Source organism: Chelativorans sp. (assembly GCF_031180965.1).
Lineage (GTDB): Bacteria > Pseudomonadota > Alphaproteobacteria > Rhizobiales > Rhizobiaceae > Chelativorans.
Genome location: NZ_JAPSLH010000009.1, coordinates 27010 through 44914 on the forward strand (window position 1 = coordinate 27010; position 17905 = coordinate 44914).

16 protein-coding genes and 1 tRNA gene are annotated in these 17905 nt (G+C 63.6%); 7 read left to right on the plus strand and 10 right to left on the minus strand.

From position 1 onward, the window contains the following. Positions 1 to 27: 27 nt before the first annotated feature. Positions 28 to 1182: a D-alanyl-D-alanine carboxypeptidase family protein gene (locus RIN79_RS09140; protein WP_309084450.1), complete on the minus strand. Its 1155-nt coding sequence runs from the start codon at positions 1180 to 1182 to the stop codon at positions 28 to 30. An 82-nt stretch (positions 1183 to 1264) separates the two neighbouring features. Further along, a complete protein-coding gene (locus RIN79_RS09145) occupies positions 1265 to 2380 on the minus strand; it encodes a septal ring lytic transglycosylase RlpA family protein (RefSeq protein WP_375165904.1) in 1116 nt (371 codons plus the stop codon). Positions 2381 to 2912: 532 nt separating this feature from the next. On the opposite strand from RIN79_RS09145, the gene RIN79_RS09150 reads away from it, so the two are divergent. The 5 genes from RIN79_RS09150 (at position 2913) to RIN79_RS09170 (ending at position 4244) form a co-directional block, all read left to right on the plus strand. After that, positions 2913 to 3002: transfer RNA gene (locus RIN79_RS09150), tRNA-Ser, on the plus strand. A 57-nt stretch (positions 3003 to 3059) separates the two neighbouring features. Next, entirely contained in the window at positions 3060 to 3308 is a 249-nt protein-coding gene (locus tag RIN79_RS09155) for a hypothetical protein (RefSeq protein WP_309084344.1), read from the plus strand. A gap of 208 nt (positions 3309 to 3516) precedes the next feature. Then, positions 3517 to 3858, plus strand: a complete 342-nt coding sequence (locus RIN79_RS21555; RefSeq protein ID WP_375165901.1) for a hypothetical protein — start codon at positions 3517 to 3519, stop codon at positions 3856 to 3858. Between the two features lie 16 nt (positions 3859 to 3874). Further along, positions 3875 to 4063, plus strand: coding sequence for a hypothetical protein (locus RIN79_RS09165; protein WP_309084345.1), 189 nt, complete (start codon positions 3875 to 3877; stop codon positions 4061 to 4063). 16 nt (positions 4064 to 4079) lie between these two features. Continuing rightward, the gene (locus RIN79_RS09170; protein ID WP_309084346.1) at positions 4080 to 4244 is read left to right on the plus strand and encodes a hypothetical protein; all 165 of its coding nucleotides are present in this window, start codon (positions 4080 to 4082) and stop codon (positions 4242 to 4244) included. Positions 4245 to 4300: 56 nt separating this feature from the next. On the opposite strand, the gene RIN79_RS09175 is transcribed toward RIN79_RS09170, so the two are convergent. The 5 genes from RIN79_RS09175 to RIN79_RS09195 form a co-directional block, all read right to left on the minus strand. Next, positions 4301 to 5461, minus strand: coding sequence for an outer membrane protein transport protein (locus RIN79_RS09175; RefSeq protein WP_309084347.1), 1161 nt, complete (start codon positions 5459 to 5461; stop codon positions 4301 to 4303). Positions 5462 to 5787: 326 nt separating this feature from the next. Next, a complete protein-coding gene (locus RIN79_RS09180; protein ID WP_309084348.1) occupies positions 5788 to 8568 on the minus strand; it encodes a valine--tRNA ligase in 2781 nt (926 codons plus the stop codon). Between the two features lie 139 nt (positions 8569 to 8707). Then, positions 8708 to 9319, minus strand: a complete 612-nt coding sequence (locus tag RIN79_RS09185) for a DUF2497 domain-containing protein (RefSeq protein ID WP_309084349.1) — start codon at positions 9317 to 9319, stop codon at positions 8708 to 8710. Positions 9320 to 9503: 184 nt separating this feature from the next. After that, a complete protein-coding gene (locus RIN79_RS09190; protein ID WP_309084350.1) occupies positions 9504 to 10868 on the minus strand; it encodes a TolC family outer membrane protein in 1365 nt (454 codons plus the stop codon). A gap of 181 nt (positions 10869 to 11049) precedes the next feature. Further along, the gene (locus RIN79_RS09195; protein WP_309084351.1) at positions 11050 to 11724 is read right to left on the minus strand and encodes a protein-L-isoaspartate O-methyltransferase; all 675 of its coding nucleotides are present in this window, start codon (positions 11722 to 11724) and stop codon (positions 11050 to 11052) included. A gap of 416 nt (positions 11725 to 12140) precedes the next feature. Here RIN79_RS09195 and RIN79_RS09200 point away from each other — a divergent pair, with 416 nt between their 5' ends. Beyond that, positions 12141 to 13583 carry a TrkH family potassium uptake protein gene (locus RIN79_RS09200; protein ID WP_309084352.1) on the plus strand — a complete coding sequence of 481 codons (1443 nt, stop codon included), beginning with the start codon at positions 12141 to 12143 and terminating at the stop codon, positions 13581 to 13583. Between the two features lie 5 nt (positions 13584 to 13588). Here RIN79_RS09200 and RIN79_RS09205 read toward each other — a convergent pair whose 3' ends face one another. The 3 genes from RIN79_RS09205 to RIN79_RS09215 all read right to left on the minus strand — a co-directional run bounded on the left by RIN79_RS09205 (position 13589) and on the right by RIN79_RS09215 (position 16729). Then, positions 13589 to 15463, minus strand: a complete 1875-nt coding sequence (locus RIN79_RS09205; protein ID WP_309084353.1) for a L,D-transpeptidase family protein — start codon at positions 15461 to 15463, stop codon at positions 13589 to 13591. Positions 15464 to 15750: 287 nt separating this feature from the next. Next, entirely contained in the window at positions 15751 to 16386 is a 636-nt protein-coding gene (locus RIN79_RS09210) for a pyridoxamine 5'-phosphate oxidase family protein (RefSeq protein WP_309084354.1), read from the minus strand. Next, complete coding sequence (locus tag RIN79_RS09215; RefSeq protein WP_309084355.1) at positions 16376 to 16729, minus strand: DUF971 domain-containing protein; 354 nt, start codon at positions 16727 to 16729, stop codon at positions 16376 to 16378. The genes RIN79_RS09210 and RIN79_RS09215 overlap by 11 nt, the downstream gene beginning before the upstream one ends. Positions 16730 to 16895: 166 nt before the next feature. Between RIN79_RS09215 and moaA the strand changes: the two genes are divergently transcribed. After that, positions 16896 to 17903, plus strand: a complete 1008-nt coding sequence (moaA, locus tag RIN79_RS09220) for a GTP 3',8-cyclase MoaA (protein WP_309084356.1) — start codon at positions 16896 to 16898, stop codon at positions 17901 to 17903. Positions 17904 to 17905 lie beyond the last annotated feature (2 nt).

Below are 17905 nucleotides of genomic sequence, written 5' to 3' on the forward strand. Positions count from 1 at the left end.
CCAACCTCGCCTGACGCCGCAGACGCTCTAACGCATCCAGCCGACAAGAAGCTCCTGAACCGCGCCAAATGCTCGCTGGCGGAGCGTTCCGGCGGCTACCGATTCGGCGGCATAGAGCGGTGTCTCCTGGCTCAGCGTGTCGCCCAGCCAAACCTGCAGCTTAGCGACCTGGGTCCCCTCCTCGACCGGTGCGGGAAGCGGTCCCTGATATGCGATGCGCGCCGACACGGGCTGCTCGTGTCCAGCAGCCGGAACAAGGGCGACCAACGGCCCCTGGGGGCGCAGGGGGACGCTTCCTTCTTCACCGCCATAGACGCTCGCCTCGCCAACGATCTCTCCCGCGGCAAAGAGCTGGCGCTGCTGAAACGCGCTCATCGCCCATTCAAGCATCTTGCGGGTTTCCTCCACCCGCTCCTCCTCGCTCGGAATAGCCGCGAGCGCGGCGAAGACGCGTCTGTCGCCACGCTTCTGCGAAGCTGCGATCGAATAGCCGATCCCTTCCGTAAAGCCCGAGCCGAGCCCGTCGACGCCAATGTCGAGCCTCAGGAGCGGGTTTCGGTTGCGCTGGAGGATGCGGTTCCACTCGAATTCGGGCTGGGAGAAGTAGCGGTAGTATTGCGGATATTCGCGCTGCAGATGCTGGGCCAGAAGGACCATCTCGCGCGCTGTGACCTGGTGCCCCTCGGCCGGCAAACCAGTGGGGTTGACGAAAGTAGAGGTCTTGAGGCCGATGGCGCGGGCGCGCTCGTTCATCAGCTTGGCGAAATTCTCTTCCGAGCCGGCCATGGCCTCCGCGAGAATGATGCAGGCGTCATTTGCCTGCTGCACGATGATGCCCTGGATGAGCGCGGCGACCGGTACGGAAGACTTCACGGCGGCGAACATGGTGGCTGTGCCGGAGGGTGCGCCGCCCTTGCGCCAGGCGTGCTCGCTGACAACGAACTGGTCATGCATCGAGAGCCGGCCGTTTTTCAGGGCATGAAAGACGACCTCGACGGTCATGAGCTTGGCGAGCGAGGCCGGTGGAAAGGGCGTGTCGGGATCTTTCTGGTAGAGGACCGCGCCTGTCCCGCCATCGACCAGGAAAGCCTGAGCCGCCTTGGTCTCGAATAGCGGGGCGGGGGCAGGCTGCCCCAGCGCCGGTGCGAGGAGGGCGATAAGCCCGACCAAAACGGCAGCTATCCGAAACACCACGCCCCTGCCCTCTATGGAACGCCAATATTCAGGCCCGGGCAGACCGGATCAAGCGGGCTGAAAGGCGGGCTCAGTCGCGTACGATGAATGCGTCTACCGCGCCCGCCGCCCAGGCCGACCGCAGCACCTGATCGATCTCGGCACGGCCGTCCGGCACGAGCGAGAGCACGTAAAGCGGCCCTGCAGGCCCTTCCCTACGCTCGACGGCAAGCTGGCCGAGAGCCGAAAGCGAGCGCGTCAGGCGCTCCACCTCCCGGCGGGACGACCATGCGCCGAGATTGACGAAAGGACGGTCTGTCGCGATCGGCGTCTGCCCGTCGCCGCCCGGCACGACCGCGTCGAACATCCGTGAGGCAGCACCGACAGGCTTCTGCGCATAAGAGAGCGCGGCGAGTTCCGCTTGCGGCGCGGGCCTTCCAGTCGGTCGGTCGGGAACGATAGGCCCGGTTGCCGGAAGCACGGCGCTCTCACCTTCCTCGGAGAGGCCGGGCTGGCTTGCGAAAGCGGAGGCAGCAACCGGAACAGGCTGGGTCGGAGTCGGTCCCGCCATGGCCACCATGACGCCGGTCGGGAGGCCGTCAGAGGGATCGGGCGCTGCACCGCCCGGACGGTAGGAAGCAAGCAGGAACCCGTCATCGCGGCCGTGCAGCGGCGCCGGGCCCACATACTCCACCCGCACGCGCGCGACACCCATATGCTTGTAGTCCAGCATTTCGGCAGCTCGCCTGGAAAGATCGATGATGCGACCTTTCGAGAAAGGACCGCGGTCGTTCACCCGAACGACGACGGAGTTGCCATTGCTCAAATTGGTAACGCGGGCATAGCTCGGCAGCGGCATCGTTGGATGCGCCGCCGTCAGATGCGTCATGTCATAGACTTCGCCATTGGCCGTGAGCCGGCCGTGGAAGGCATCCCCGTACCAGGACGCGGCTCCTTCGGCTACATAGTCAGGGTCTTCCTGGGGCTGGTACCAGCGGCCCTTGATCTGATAGGCCTTGCCGACTTGATAACGGCCGCCTCCGCGCGGCATGCTGGAGCTGCCATAGGCGACGCGTGGGCTTGCCTTCACGCCATACTCTGACTCGGCAAAGTATTCCTTGCTGCCCTTGAGAGCAACCTTCGGGCTGGATCCGCTGCAACCGGCCAAGCCAAGTGACAGCACCGCGAAGCCCGCCGCCGCGAGCATGGAAACCGGCCGCCTGCGTCCGTCCCCTGCGGCCGGATCGGCCGCTCCCTCATCCTGCCGCAAACTATCTTTGCTCAAATGAAGCGCCCTTCCCGAAACCGCGCATCGACCCGTTGTGCCGGATCCCCCTCATGCGCTCGAATTTCTTAGCACGATGTGAATCCATTGTGGCAGCAACTTGGCAAAAATAAGTAGGACGTACAAACCCGATCTCCGCCAGAGCAAAAACCAGCCTCATTTCGCTGCCCAACCGGCGCCTTCCCTGCCGTGGGCTGGACATGAAAGCACCGCGTAGTGCGCTTGTCCCTTCCGTTCAATAAAGCAGCACAACATTAGCCACCTTAATGAGATGCGTCGGTGAACCGCCCTTACCTCAGTCTTTTTTTTGGACCTTAATCCATCCTCATCCTGCGCCCAGCCTGGAGAAGGCGCTGGCAGGTTGACGCTGTAATCTGAGGCGGAGTAAGGCTGAGGCGATGTCACGCAAGGCCTTCCGGCGGGTGGATTGGGGCGAGCGCGACGAGGTGACAAAGGAGGGATGGCCGAGCGGTTTAAGGCACCGGTCTTGAAAACCGGCGTGGGCTCACGTCCACCGTGGGTTCGAATCCCACTCCCTCCGCCAGCCCAACAGGACTAGAACGTGAGGCCGCAGGCCAAGAATCCGACCGAGAGGGACGTTATGAACGACAATTTTGAAGCATATGCGGTTGCCGTCATCATCGCTTTCGGCGCAGTCACCATCGGTGGCCTGATGGCCGCCACGATCGCCTTTGGTGAGCGAGACGGGTTCCTTTTCTCGCTCGGCTCGGGCGCAGCGGCATGGCTGGCAGGTTATGCCATCTTCTTTGACCGTCCGCGCGGTTATATGGTTTGCCTCGGTGTCTCGGTCCTCATGGCCGTGGCTGCCACACTCGTGTTCGCATTTTAGCTCAGCACTCGCCGGTCTGATCCAGGAACACGGCCGCAATACCGTCGCGTACGGTCCCACCGAGGTTCTATAGGCTGTCCCGGCACGGGCGGATGATACATCCGCTATCGGCAGCCCTTCCAGGCGCTCCCCCTCGAGCCTACTACCGGTCAAACGGGCGACGGCACTAAATCCCTCCTCAGGCGTTCGGCTGGCAGGAGGATTCGAGATGGCGCCGAAAGACAAGATCACGACGGGGACGAATGACCGCCCGGTGGACGAGACCATCGCCCAGACCGGCTCGGGCATCCCCGACGATACGGGCAGGCCTATCGAGGCGAGCGATGAACAGATCGAGAGGGCCAAGCGATCGCTGATGGGCGGTGCCCAAGGCCAGAAGCCATCCGCCTCGGGAGCTGCGGCAGCAAATCCGGAGGCCGTCCCCGAAGGAACAGCCGGCGCCGGAGAGAATATTTGCCGCCGCTGCTCGGGGACCGGGCTGATAGGTGGCGGAGAATGTCCCGACTGCGGCGGATCCGGGAAAGTTACAACGCCGATCGGCGGCGGTTGACGGCGAGGTGAGAGCGATGCGTGCGCTTCTCCAGGCGGTGCTGCGGCTGTTCATCTTTCCCGGCGACTGGGTGGCCGACAGACTCGGTGTGGCCCAGGAGGAGAACCGGGACCTCGTGCGCATGCTCATCAATGGCTTCGTCTGGATGGTGGTCGTCATCATCGGGCTGGCGATCTGGACCTCCACCTTGCCGATCTACGAATGAAGGCGCGGAGTAGAAAGTGAGCAACGAAAAGCAAAGACCCGGCGACGAGACGGAGCCGGGAACGAAGCAGACCGGCGAAAACACCTGTCCGCGTTGCGCCGGTACCGGCTCTTTCGAGGGAAAGCCTTGCCCCGAATGCAAGGGCACCGGCAGCGTCACGGTGATCGTCGGCGATGCATGAATGAAAAGACCCGGCGCAGGGACCGGGTCTTCGGGTAGGTCAGACAGGGGCGCGGCTCACCACCTGACGCTATAGCCGGCGGTCACCGCGAAGGCCCAGCCCGAATCCACGGCAGCCCCCACATTGGTCCCTTCCGTGATATCCACCGCGGCGAGGTGGGAAATACCGGCCCCGAAGCGTAGCTCGCCGCCGATCTTGTCCTTCAGGCTGCCGCCTGCGGCGAGCGTCCACCGGTCGCCGCGCAGGTCGTAGCCTGTGCTGACGCCTTGGTCCCAACCGATGCTCACCAGCCCCGAAACGCTCTCATTGAAGGCGTGGCCGACACCGGCGGTGACGGTCCAGCCGTCGCGCCAGTAATACTCGTTGACGCTCGTCACCCCCCGGGCAGGAACCGTCAACGTCAAGGTCTCGTTGACGGACCAGTCCGTCCAGCGCACGGAGCCGAAGGCCAGCCATCCGGGCGCGATACCTGACTGAAGCTTGAGCTCCACCATCTGCGGCAACTCCCCATAGCCGATCGCGGGGAATGTGCCTGCACCCAGCGGTGTGGTTATGGTCGCGGTGCCGGACGCGCCATCATGATTCGTGCCCGACCGGTACATAAGCTGGGCGCGGAATGCGATATCCGGTATCTCATACCCGATCCCGGCCCGCCATCCATAAGCCCTGCTGTCAAGCTCCGCCGTCGTGCTGACGGGTACGAGAGGAAAAGGCGGCGGCAGAAGCCGAGACAGAGTCGCCGATTCCACCTCGTAATCGAAACTCTCGATGAACCCGCCGCCTAGAACGGAAAGACGTCCCCGACCGATATCGAAAAAAACGGCGCATGTAGTGCCGATCTCGGCGATGGTGAATTCTTCGAGCAGTTTTCCGGCCGGCCCGTAGGGGACCGGGTGGCTCGATGCCGCGCCATAGGCGTCGGTATAGGTCACGGCGCAAGCAAGCGAATCGTTGAAGCCGAATTTTACGGCGGCGGATGGGATCGCGTAGTTGTCGAGATAGTTCGACCCCACCAGTCCCGGGTTTGGCGCCAGTGTCGGTGCGGACGTAAATTCCTGGGTTGGCGCAACATAGGTGACGCCGGCGCGCAGGGCGAAATTCCCGGGCTCGTAGAGAGTGTCTGTGTCTGCCGTGCCGCGCGTAAACCCGCCCGCTTGTGCACTGCCGGCCAATACCAGCAATCCTAGCGCAGCATAGCCAAAACCATCAAAGCGCATCTAAGGACCCCTCCCTATTCCGCATTCGGTGTGCAGGATAGCAAGGCCGCGATGGTAGGCAACGCCCAAACGGGCTCCTTCAGACCGCCCGAAGCAACTTACCTGCACGTAAGCCCCGTTTGCGGAGGCAAAGTCCTCGCGTCCCGCTGCTTCGTTTGGCCAATTCTGCCTCGACATTGCCGAAAATCCGGCATTTTTCGCCCGATTTTCAGCTGGAAAGATCAATGTTGCGGGAATGTGACAGTTCGGCTGAAAAGAGCGGGGCTCGCCTGTCGACAGGCATCCAGCCTATCGGCGGTGGAACAACACCGCCGAAGAGGCTGGCCTCAGCTGGCTTCCCGCACCCGCGCCAGACCGGCGCTGAGCCGCGCCCTTGCGTCTGCGAATTCGGCGAGCTTTTCACGTTCGGCGGCAACGATCTCCTCGGGAGCGTTGGCAACAAATTTCTCATTGCCGAGCTTTTTCTCCAGCCGCTCGATTTCCGCGTTCATGCGCGAGACCTCCTTTTCGAGCCGCGCGATCTCCGCCTTCAGATCAATCAACTCGCCAAGCGGCAAGCAGAACGTCGCCTCGCCCAGCACCATCTGCGCCGACCCTTTCGGCGGCTCATTGGCCAAGCCCACCTCGCCCACGCGCGCAAGCCTTCTGATGGCCGGCTCGTGGCGCCCGATCCGCTCGCGTGTGGCCGCGTCGGCGCCCACCGCCACCAGGGGCGCGGTGGCCGAGGCCGGCACATTCATCTCGGCGCGGACGGAGCGGATGCCGGAGACAAGATCGATCAGCCAGTTGATGTCCGCAGCGGCGGCCTCGTCCGAAAAGCCAAGCTCGGGCCAGCGCGTTAGCGCCAGAAGCCCATCGCGGCCGCCCTCCCCGGCCGTGAGCTCCCAAAGCTCTTCCGTCATGAACGGCATCATTGGATGCAGAAGCTTATAGATCTCGTCGAGCACGTAGGCTGCGCAAGCGCGCGCCTCCCTCTTCGCCTCCTCGTCATCGCCGGCAAAGACCGGCTTCAGGAGTTCCAGATACCAATCGCAAAAAAGGCTCCAGACGAATCGGTAAGCGGCGCCCGCCGCCTCATTGAAGCGGTAGGAGGTGATTCCGTCCGTTATCTCGCGTGCGGCGCGGGTGAGCTCCGTCAGGACCCAGCGATTGAGGGTAAGCTTGGCCTCTTCGGGCCGGAAGCGGGGATCGCGCGTGACCCCGTTCATCTGTGCAAAACGGGTAGCGTTCCAAAGCTTCGTGCCGAAGTTGCGGTAGCCGGCGACGCGGGCCGGGTCGAGCTTCACGTCGCGGCCCTGGGCCGCCATGATGGCAAGCGTGAAGCGCAGCGCGTCGGCGCCGTATTCCTCGATCAGCTCCAGCGGATCGATGACGTTGCCCTTGGACTTCGACATCTTGGCGCCGTGCTTGTCGCGCACGAGCGCGTGGACGTACACGGTATGGAACGGTTCCCTGCCGGTGAAATGGAGGCCCATCATCATCATGCGGGCCACCCAGTAGAAGATGATGTCGAAGCCGGTGACGAGCACCGAGGTCGGGTAGTAGGTGGCAAGCTCCCTCGTCTTTTCCGGCCAGCCAAGTGTGGAGAAGGGCCAGAGCGCTGAGGAAAACCAGGTGTCGAGCACGTCCTCGTCGCGGGTGAGGATCTCGCCCGGCGCGAAATTTTCCAGCTTCTCCTCGACCCAGGCCTTCCACGGTCCCTCGTGGGAAAGATAGTGCTGGATGGCGGCCTCGAGCGCCGTCTCCTCGTCTTTCTCAACGAACACCTGCCCGTCCGGTCCATACCAGGCCGGGATCTGGTGCCCCCACCAGAGCTGGCGCGAGATGCACCAGGGCTGGATGTTTTCCATCCAGTCGAAATAGGTTTTTTCCCAGTTTTTCGGCACGAAGACGGTGCGCCCCTGACGCACGCTTTCGATCGCCGGCCGGGCGAGGGTCTTGGCGTCGACATACCATTGATCGGTGAGGAACGGTTCGATCGGCACGCCGCCCCTGTCGCCATGGGGGACGGCATGGCGATGCGGCTCGACCTTGGCGAGATAGCCGCCCGCCTCCATCAGCGCGACGATCCGCCTGCGCGCCTCGAAACGGTCCTGCCCATCCAACTGCCGCCACGCCTCGCGGTCGGCCTCGGACGGCTCCAGCCCCTCCAGGAAATCCTCGTTGTCGAGGATGCTCATCGCTGCCCCGACCGTCATCACGTTGATGGCGCGCAGCCCGTGCCGCTTGCCGACCTCGAAGTCGTTGAAGTCGTGCGCCGGCGTTATCTTCACCGCGCCCGTGCCCTTCTCCGGATCGGAATATTCGTCGCCGACGACGGGAATTTTCCGGCCGACGATGGGCAGGATCACATTTTTGCCGACAAGGCTGCGGTAACGTTCGTCGTCCGGGTGCACCGCCACGCCCGTGTCGCCCAGCATGGTTTCAGGCCGCGTCGTCGCGACAGCGACGAAGGTCGAGGAATCCTCCGGATCGAAGCGCCTGCCCTCGATCGGGTAGCGGAAGTGCCAGAGATTTCCGTTGACCTCGTGCTGCTCGACCTCCACATCCGAAATCGCCGTCAGGAGTTTGGGGTCCCAGTTGACGAGCCGCTTGTCCTTATAGATCAGGCCCTCCCTGTAAAGCGCCACGAAGACCTCGATCACGGCCCTCGAGAGGCCCTCGTCCATCGTGAAGCGCTCGCGCGACCAGTCGCAGGAAGCGCCAAGGCGCTTCAGCTGATTGATGATCGTGCTACCGGACTCGTCCTTCCACTCCCATACCTTTTCGATGAACTTCTCGCGGCCGAGCTCGCGCCGATGGATCTGCCGCTCCATGAGCTGCCGCTCCACCACCATCTGCGTGGCGATACCCGCATGGTCCATGCCCGGCTGCCAAAGGACATTCTTGCCGCGCATGCGCTCAAATCGCACCATTATGTCCTGGAGCGTGTTGTTGAGCGCATGACCCATATGGAGCGAGCCGGTCACGTTGGGCGGCGGGATCACGATGGTGAAGGGTTCAGCGCCGGGCGCCGCACCAGCGCCGGCGCGGAATGCATCCGCCTCCTCCCATCGCTGCATGATCTTCGGCTCGACGCTCGCGGCGTCGTAGGTTTTCTCTAACATGGGGTGACCCGCACTGCCGGCTCGGTGATGGCTTGCGTGTAAAGCCGAAGGGTATGGGCGAGTCAACCATCGCCGCCTGAAGCGACCGTTCGGCGGCGAATAAGGAGGATAGGCGCCGGCGGAGAGCGCCGGATGAGGATCAGACGCCGCGCGCGATTCGCTCGATTTCCTCGCGCACGAGGCGTTCGACCAACTGCGGCAAGTTGTTGTCCAGCCATTCCCGCAGCATTGGACGCAACATCTCCTCCGCCATCTGGTCGACGGTTTTGCGCCGGTAGGCCAGGAGCGCTTCGTTGAGCTCCTCGAACGCCGCCGCGACCTTGCGGCCCGGCACCTCGGAGAGGATCGTCGGCCCCGGCTTGTCCGGCTGCGTTATCGCCAGGCTGGATGGAGGCTGCGGGGGAGCGGTTTCTTCTCGGTCGCCAGGCGCGGCCGGCGCATTGGCAGCAATCGGAATGGTCAGATCGTCCTCTGCGCCTTCCTCTTCAATGTCTTCATGAAGAGTATCGTCCGGATCGGCTGGTGAAGGCTGCCGTTCTAAGGACGGCTCAGGATCGCGTTGCCGTTGAGGCGACGCTCGATCTGCTTCCGTCCTTGCGGACAGGGCATGCGGCATTGTCGGCCGCAGCTCGGCGCGGAAACTCTCGACCTCCCTGGAACGGTCTAGCTCGGTCCTTGCGCCGGGCTCGTCCTTGCGGCCGGTCTCGCTGTCTTCGATGATGCGCCGGATCGATGCAAGAATCTCCTCCATGGAGGGTTCCCGCTGTACGCTGCTTGCTTGTGCCATCCTGCCGCCACTCTCGAATGCCTGCCCCCGCCAGACTGCCCAAGTGCCCGGACAACCTGTCGAATCATGGGACTAGCCTAGCGGAGGCGAGAGCCAGTGAGAATCCCTACCGGAGAATTCCCGAGCCTTGCGCACAGGATTGCCGGCCCTACCGTCCGTCCGGCGTGCGCAGCCCGAACCATTTGTCCTTGACCGCCTCGTAATGCTCCGTGGGGTCATAGGTGGCGACATTCAGGCCGAGGCGAGCGGGCGAGAGACGCCCCGTCGCCGATGCGATCGCAAAGCTGGATACGACCACATCGCGCTGGGCATTCACCAGATCGATGCGTGCGTTGATGACGTCGGCCTGCGCATCCAGCACGTCCAGGGTCGTCCGCTGGCCCACCTCGCGCTCCTCGACCACCCCCCGAAGGGCGAGTTGGGCCGCGTTCACGAATTCGCGGTTGGCGGCAACCGTTTCGCGTGCGGCATGGTACAGAGTCCAGGCGGAGGTGACCGCCTGGCGGACCTGATCGCGGCTTACGTCCACATTGATGCGGGCCTGGCCCAGCGATTCCTTCGACTGGCGGACGCGCGCGGAGGCTTCGCCGCCCTGGTAGATCGGAATTCTGAGATTGAGGCCGATCGAGGCGCTGTTCTGAGTGCCATCGCTAGGCAGCGAGGGAGTGGAATCGGTACGGCTCGTCGACACGCCGGCGCTGGCGGAAAGATTCGGCAGGAGCGTCCCTTCCGCCGCTTTCACGGAGAAGGCGGCGGCATCGACATAGTGCTTTGTGGCGGCGATGGCCGGATGCTCCGCAAGGGCGATGGCGATAGCTTGCTCCAGGCTTCCGGGTAGTACGCCATTGAGCGGCGAGGGAGCCTGCAACGTGCCGGGATCGTCGCCGATGAGCTGACGGTAGGTCGCGGCGCTGGCGGCCGCCTGGGCGCGTGCGCCGGCGAGCTGAGCCAGGGCCAGCTGCCGGCTGGCCTCTGCTTGCGCAACATCCGTGCGCGTGCCCTCGCCCACCTCGAGGCGCGAACGAGCGGCGCGCACCTGCTCTTCGAGGAACTGCAGGTTCTCCGCCCGAAGGGCGGCGATCTGGCGATCGCGAATCACGTCCATATAGGCGCTTGCGGCATCGAACAGCAGATTGAGCTCTTCGTTGCGCAGCTCTTCCCGGGCCCCGCGGACCTGCGCCTCCGAGGCGCGAACATTGTTGCGCGTCTGGAACCCGTCAAAGATTGGCTGCTCCAGCGTGATGCCGAATTGGCCGGTACGGATCTCCAAATCTTCCCTGCGCTGAAGCTCTGCCGAGGCCAAGCCGGAGATGCGCGGCCGCATACCTGACTTCGCTATCGCCACGTTCTCATCCGTCACCCTCACGCCGGCACGCGTGGAGTTCAGGCTGGAATTGTTCCGGTAGGCCTTTGCCAAGGCGCCCAGGATCGTCTCCGCACTTGCGGGAACCGGTGAAAAAATCACGGAAGCTATGGCCAAGGCAGCCAGAACACGGCTTCGGAAGGATGTCACGACCACCTCACCCTTTTGCGCGCGGACGTTGCGACGCCCTGCAAAATTTATCTGTACCACAGCGGTCGAGAATGCCACCCCGGCAAGCCGGGCTATGACCGCACCCCAATCAACCCGCTCGAAGTTACACCATCTAACTGATGAAATCCGTTGCGCTTCGGCAACAACCGATCGTCGAATATCAAAAGATGAAGCCGACCTCGAGCCTGAAGCCCGGCAGCGGCTTGACTGCCGCATTGAATTCCGCGCGCGAGGAGACGACCCCGTCCTCCTTCACGAAGAGATGCGCCCGTGCCGCATAGCCCTGGCCGATGACGGTCACAAGCCGCCCGCCTTCCGACAGCTGGCCGAGCAGCGAATCGGGGACATAGTCCACAGCGCCCCCGAGAAAAATGACGTCATAGGGCGCTTCGTCGGGATGCCCGGCCTCGAGGGGGCCTGTGACCACGGTGGTGTTGACGCAGTCAAGCTCGGCAAGGGCAGAGGAGGCTAGTTCCGCGAGCGCTGCATCGCATTCCAGCGCCACCACGAAGCTCGCCATCTTCGACAAGATCGCAGTGGAATAGCCGGTGGCGCAGCCCACATCGAGTACGAGATCCGACGATTTCACCCGCGCGAGCTGCACCAGGCGGCCAAAACGGGCCGGCTCCATGAGGTACCGCGCCGGCCCGCCGGCGGCGGGGGCGGACACTTCGAGATCCTCGTCGATATAGGCTAGTCGCTTCCGCTGCCCCGGGACAAAGGCTTCGCGGGGGATGTCGCGCATCGCCTCCAGAAGCGGCACATGGTTGACATCCTGCGTGCGTAATTGCCCTTCGATCATCATCGCGCGCTGCGCGGAAAAATCGGCGTTCATCAGCGACATTCCCGATTGTGCGCGCTCGGCGCGCAGGAGATTTCGACCGGCGGTCGTATGCCCTCAGTCCCAGGGCGCGCCGCTCAGGCGTTGCCGCGTGATGGCAAAAAACAGCCCTGCGGTCAATCAAGGACCACGGAGGCTGCTGCTACCCGTTGCAAGCTGCTCCCGGCAGTTCTCTACCCTCTATGAGCAGTTCTCCACTGGCACGAGGCCGCGGAAAGTATTATTGCGGGCGCCGGATGCAGCCGGAGCTGCTGTGATCAGGATGCGGTCTAGAATGCCGAACCGCTTCGAAACCGCCGCGCATAAAATCGAGGCCCCGCCCGCCCGACCGCCGCGCGAGTGCGGATAGCACGTCGACCCTTTTTTCCCAGCTCCAGCTCCGGTCGGAAAGCAGCAACGTGCATAGTTCCATGTTTCGGTCGGCCGCATTCGTGGCCTCTATTTTCTCGCTCTACATCGCGGGAGCGATGCTCATTCCAGCGGCTGTGGATCTCTATTACGGCCACAGCGACTGGCAGGTATTCCTCGTCTGCGCCATGACGACGGGCGCCATCGCGCTGACGGTCGCGGCAGCAACCGGCGGCCGGTCGCCGGTACGCTCGACGCGGCTTGCCTTTTTTGTCGTGGTGGTGCTCTGGGCCACGCTCGGCTTCGTGGGCGCCCTGCCCCTGTATATGGCCTCCTTCGAAGTCAGCTTTGCCGGCGCTGTGTTTGAATCCGTCTCTGCCATCACAACGACTGGATCCACCGTGCTTGTCGGGCTCGACAACATGCCGCCGGGCATCCTGCTCTGGCGCTCGCTCCTCAATTGGATCGGGGGTCTTGGCGTGGTCGTGCTCGGCCTCTTCTTCCTTCCGCTCCTCAATGTCGGCGGCTTTTCCTATTTCCGCATCGAATCGTCGGACATCGAGGATCGCCCTTTCGAGCGCCTTGCGAGCTTCCTGCGCGCCCTGGCCGCGATCTATGCCGTACTGACGCTGCTCTGCGCGACGGCCTATGCCGTGGCCGGGATGAGCGCCTTCGATGCCATCAATCACTCGATGGCGACGCTCGCCACCGGCGGTTTTTCGACACATGATGCGTCTTTCGGCTTCTTCGAAAATTCCGCCATTCTCTGGATCGGCACTGTCTTTATGATCCTTGGTGCCCTGCCCTTTTCCATCCTCATCCTCTTTGTTCTGCGCGGAAGGCTGGACGCGCTGCGCGACCCGCAGATCCGGCTGTTCCTCGCCTACACGGCCGCTATCGTCCTCGCCGTGGCGATACATCGACGTGTGACCGCCGATATTCCCTTCGGCGAGGCGCTGACGAGCTCCGCCTTCAACCTGGTTTCCATCATCACCACAACCGGCTTCGCCAGCGAGGACTACACGCTTTGGGGACCATTCGCCGTCACTGTGGTCTTTTTCGCCACTTTTCTCGGCGGCTGTTCCGGCTCCACTTCGGGCGCGATCAAGGCGTACCGTTTCTTCGTGTTAGGGCGCATGCTGCAGAATGGGCTGCGCACCCTCATCTACGGTCGCTCAGTGCAGCCGCTTCGTTATGGCAACCGGGTCATCGACGAGGAGATGCAGCGCTCGGTCGTGCTCTTCCTCGCGGCGTTCTTCCTTGTCTGGGTGGCGGGCAGCATCGCGCTGGCGGCCGGTGGCATGGACCTGGTGACGGCGCTGACCGCTTCGCTCACCGCGCTTACCAATGTCGGGCCGGGCCTCGGGCCGATCATCGGCCCAGCAGGCAATTTCTCCACCGTCGGGGACTATGCGCTGTGGATCCTCTCCGCGAGTATGCTGCTCGGTCGACTCGAGATCCTCGCAGTCCTGGTGCTGCTCACGCCCACCTTTTGGCGCAACTGAGAGCGTCAGCTACCCTGCGTGCGCAGTTCTTCGACTTTTGCCAATGCCTTTTCCAGACTGGCGTCGCGATCGTAGATGTCGGGATGGTAGGAGATGCCACCCGACGGTTCCGGCCAGGCGGTGAAATAGCCGACATAGACAGGGATCTTCTTCGGGAGGTCGCGGCGCATATTGCGGCGCTTTTCCACGGTCGTGGCGATCTCCTCCACCGTTGTGCCGAGCACCGCGGCGGCCATTGCGCGCGGATCCTGCAGGCGCACGCAGCCATGGCTGAATGCCCGGGTGTCGCGGCCAAACAGCGACTTTTCCGGCGTGTCATGCATGTAGATGTCGTGCTTGTTGGGGAACATTATCTTCAGTTCACCAAGCGCGTTTCGGGCGCCCGGCGGCTGCCGCACGCCGACATGAACCCTCGAACCATAGGACCACCAATTGACGGACGAGGACGAGATGCGCCGGCCGCTCGAATTGATCACCTCGTAGCCTGCCCGGTCGAGATATCCCGGATCGCGCCGCAGCCGCGGCAGCATCTCGTTGACAATGATCGATTGCGGCACACCCCAATAGGGGTTGAACTCCACATACTCGATCTCGTCATAGAAGAAGGTGGTCTGGGTGGAGGGCTTGCCCACCACGGCGCGCATCGAAAGCCGCTCCCTGCCCTCCTCGATGAAGCTGGCGGTGAAGGAGGCGGCGTTGATCATCACGCGCGTGCTGCCCAGATGCGAGGGATGCCACCGCAGGCGTTCCATGGCGAGCAGCACTTTTTCAATGCGTGCGGCCTTGGACTGGCCGGCGAGCGCGCCCACCGTGCGCGCGCCTATGACGCCGTCCGGCTTCAACTCGTGCCGCTCCTGCGCAGCCTTGATGACCGGCACCAGATCCGGGACATAGGTGTCGCTGCCCAGATGCGCCATCAGCACCGCGCCGTGCTCGGCCCGGAATTGCTCGTCGGCGTCGCGGTCGATGATGCGCAGGAGTTTTGCGAAATCGGGATGGCTTCCGCCGGGCCGCACGAAGATGCCAGGGTCAACGACAATCTCCTGCTCGGACTCCGCGCGAAGAGCCTTCAACTCCTGGCGCAAGGCTGCATAGAGCTCGTTCTGCGGATGAAGGGACTCCAGATAGTCTGCCGGCTTGTCCGTCCGGGAGAGCACCTCAAGGACCGTCGCCTCGTCGAAGGGCTTTGCCGGGAAATCATGATAGCCGGAGAGCTTGTTGGGGTCGACGCGACCCAGCCGGGCGTCCCGCGCGTAACGCAGGGCGCGGGCAGTAAGGGCGAGCTCGAAACGGATGAGCGCCTGACCGCGCTCCTGGACATTGGTTGTGGAGGCGCCGCGGGTGGGTGGCGCCGTTACAACATAGTCCGCTTCGGAAAGCCCGAAATCTCCTGCATTTCCGAGCACGGCCATGACTTGCCTTGCCCGCCCGTTCGGACCGTTTCCGTCGACCCAGACAAACGCGGGATGTTTCGAATAATGCTCCACTACAGCCGCGGCGATCTTCTTTTCGGCAAGAAGTTCGAAGTCCGACAGGCTGGCGAGAGCCTTGGCGAAGGGAGAGGCTGCGAGCCCGCCTTCGCTTGAAAGTGCAGCGGAGATAGCAGCCAGATTGACTGCGGCGAGCGGCTCCGGGCGATAATCATAGACGGCCGGCGCCGACACCCGTGGCGCAGCCCGCCGAGTCGCGGTCCTCGCCGGCGCCTTCCTCACGGGAGGGGCAACCCGCTCGACCCGCGGCGCGACACGCTCGCGCGGTACCCTGTTCCCGAACAGCATGTCAAAGAGGTAGCGCTCGGCGCTGGCGGGGCTCGCCGTGGCAAATAGCGCCGCCGCTAGGATCGAGAGGCTGGCCCCTCTCGCAAATCGTCCACCGGCCATGGCCTCTTCCCTCTTCCCATGCCTACCCGGCCCTCCGCCCCTCGCAGAAGGTCCGATCGGTGCAATTGTACCGATTCAGTAAAGGATCGAGAAGCGACGATGGGGTGCCTTCGTAAGCAAAAAGTAAAGGCGGGAAGTCAACTCGCCGGACGAGCCGGTTCCTGGTGCAGAATGGGCACAGTGCCGCCGGAGGCGAAGGCTACGATCGCCTCCGCCGCCGCGGGACCGGAAAGGAACAGAGGCGCCGGACCGTCGAGAACTGGGGAAGGGGGTGAAGCGCCCTCCCGCTACCACATGGTCTTTGCCGCGCGCTCCGGCCACTCCTCGTCATAGCTTCTACTGTCGATGCCGCCGCGGCTCAGCTCGTGCAGGATGTCACCAGGCGTGGGGAGGTTCTTCGGATCCACCTTCGCATCCTCCTCCCAAAGCCGCGAACGGTGGATCGCGCGCGCACACTGGAAATAGATGCTGTCGATCGCGATCACGATCACCGAGCGCGGCGCCTTTCCGTCCACGGCGAAGGAAGCTCGGAGCTCCGCGTCCGCCGAAATCCGCGCCCGCCCATTTACGCGCAGCGTGGTGCCGGAGCCCGGAACGAGGAAGAGGAGCCCGACACGACCGTCGCGCACGATGTTCTTCAGCGAGTCGATCCGGTTGTTGCCGTGCCGGTCCGGCATCAGCAGCGTCCGCTCGTTCTTTATCCGTACGAAGCCGCGCTGGTCGCCGCGCGGCGAGCAGTCGAGTCCCTCCGGGCCGGCGGTCGCGAGCGCCACGAAGGGCGATGCTTCTATGAAAGCTGCATAGGCCGGAATGATGCGGTCGATCTCCTTGATCAGCGAGGTCTGCCCGGGCTGGCCGTACAGCGCTTCCAAGTCCCCGACGCTTTCGATGAACCCCGTGCGGGAAAGTTCCTCAACGCTCACGGCTCAATCCTTTCTGTTCGAGCTCGGCGAGATAGTTCTGCCAGAGCTTTTCGCGCTCATGGCCGAGTTTCGCCAGATAGGTCCAGCTGTATAGGCCGGTTTCATGACCGTCATTGAACACGATCCGCACGGCATAATTGCCGACCGGCTCGATGCGGGAGATCTCCACATTTTTCTTTCCGCCCACGGTGACGCGCTGATCGGGCGAATGGCCCTGCACTTCGGCCGAGGGCGACAGCACGCGCAGCATCTCGGCGGTGATCGGCATCGGCTCCTCGTCCGGAAAGCTGATCGTGAGAAGCTTCCGGTCCTTCGAGACGCGCAATTCCTTGGGTGGCCGCATCGACTGTCCTCCTTCGCCTGCTTATGTTAGCCGGCCGACAATGGGAAGAATGGCTGGAACATTGCCGCCAATGAGCGGGAAGTGCTAGCTAAAGCTTGAATATCAGGGCCGCAGGCCTAACATTCGCTGGTGAGCCCTGCCCTGCAGCGGGAAGACAGGAATATCCATGAACGACCAGAGCAGCATGATCGACCCCTTCGGCCGCGCCATTACATATCTGCGCGTGTCGGTGACGGACCGCTGCGATTTTCGCTGCGTCTACTGCATGGCCGAGGACATGGCCTTCCTGCCCAAGAAGGATCTGCTGAGCCTGGAAGAGCTGGAGCGGCTCTGCACCGTCTTCATTGAGAAGGGAGTGCGGCGTCTCAGGCTCACCGGCGGCGAGCCGCTGGTGCGCAAGAACATCATGCATCTCATCGGCCAGCTCTCGCGCCATCTGGAAACGGGCGCGCTGGATGAGCTGACCCTCACGACGAACGGTTCGCAACTCGAGCGCTTTGCCGCGGAACTGTCCAACTGCGGGGTTAGGCGCATCAATGTTTCTCTCGACACGCTAGACGCGGAGAAGTTTCGCGCCATCACGCGGTGGGGCGTGCTCGACCGTGTGTTGCGCGGCATCGACGCCGCGCAGGCGGCGGGCCTCAAGGTCAAGATCAATGCGGTAGCGTTGCGCGGCTTCAACGAGGCGGAACTTCCGGGAATGATCCGCTGGGCCCATGGACGCGGCATGGACATGACGGTGATCGAGACCATGCCGCTCGGCGAGGTTGATGTGGACCGCACGGACCAATATCTTCCACTCTCGGAACTTCGTGCGGCTCTGGAAGAGCAGTTCACGCTGGCCGACATCCCGTACAAGACCGGCGGCCCGGCTCGCTACGTGGATGTGGCCGAAACGGGCGGGCGGCTCGGCTTCATCACGCCACTCACGCATAATTTCTGCGAGAGCTGCAACCGCGTGCGCGTCACCTGCACCGGCACGCTATATATGTGCCTTGGTCAGGAGGATGCGGCCGATCTGCGCGCGCCGCTGCGTGCTTCAGAAGGCAACGAACTTCTTTCCCGCTCCATCGACGAGGCGATCACCCGCAAGCCGAAGGGCCACGACTTCGTCATCGACCGCCGGACGCGCCGCCCCGCCGTCTCCCGCCATATGAGCGTGACCGGCGGCTGACA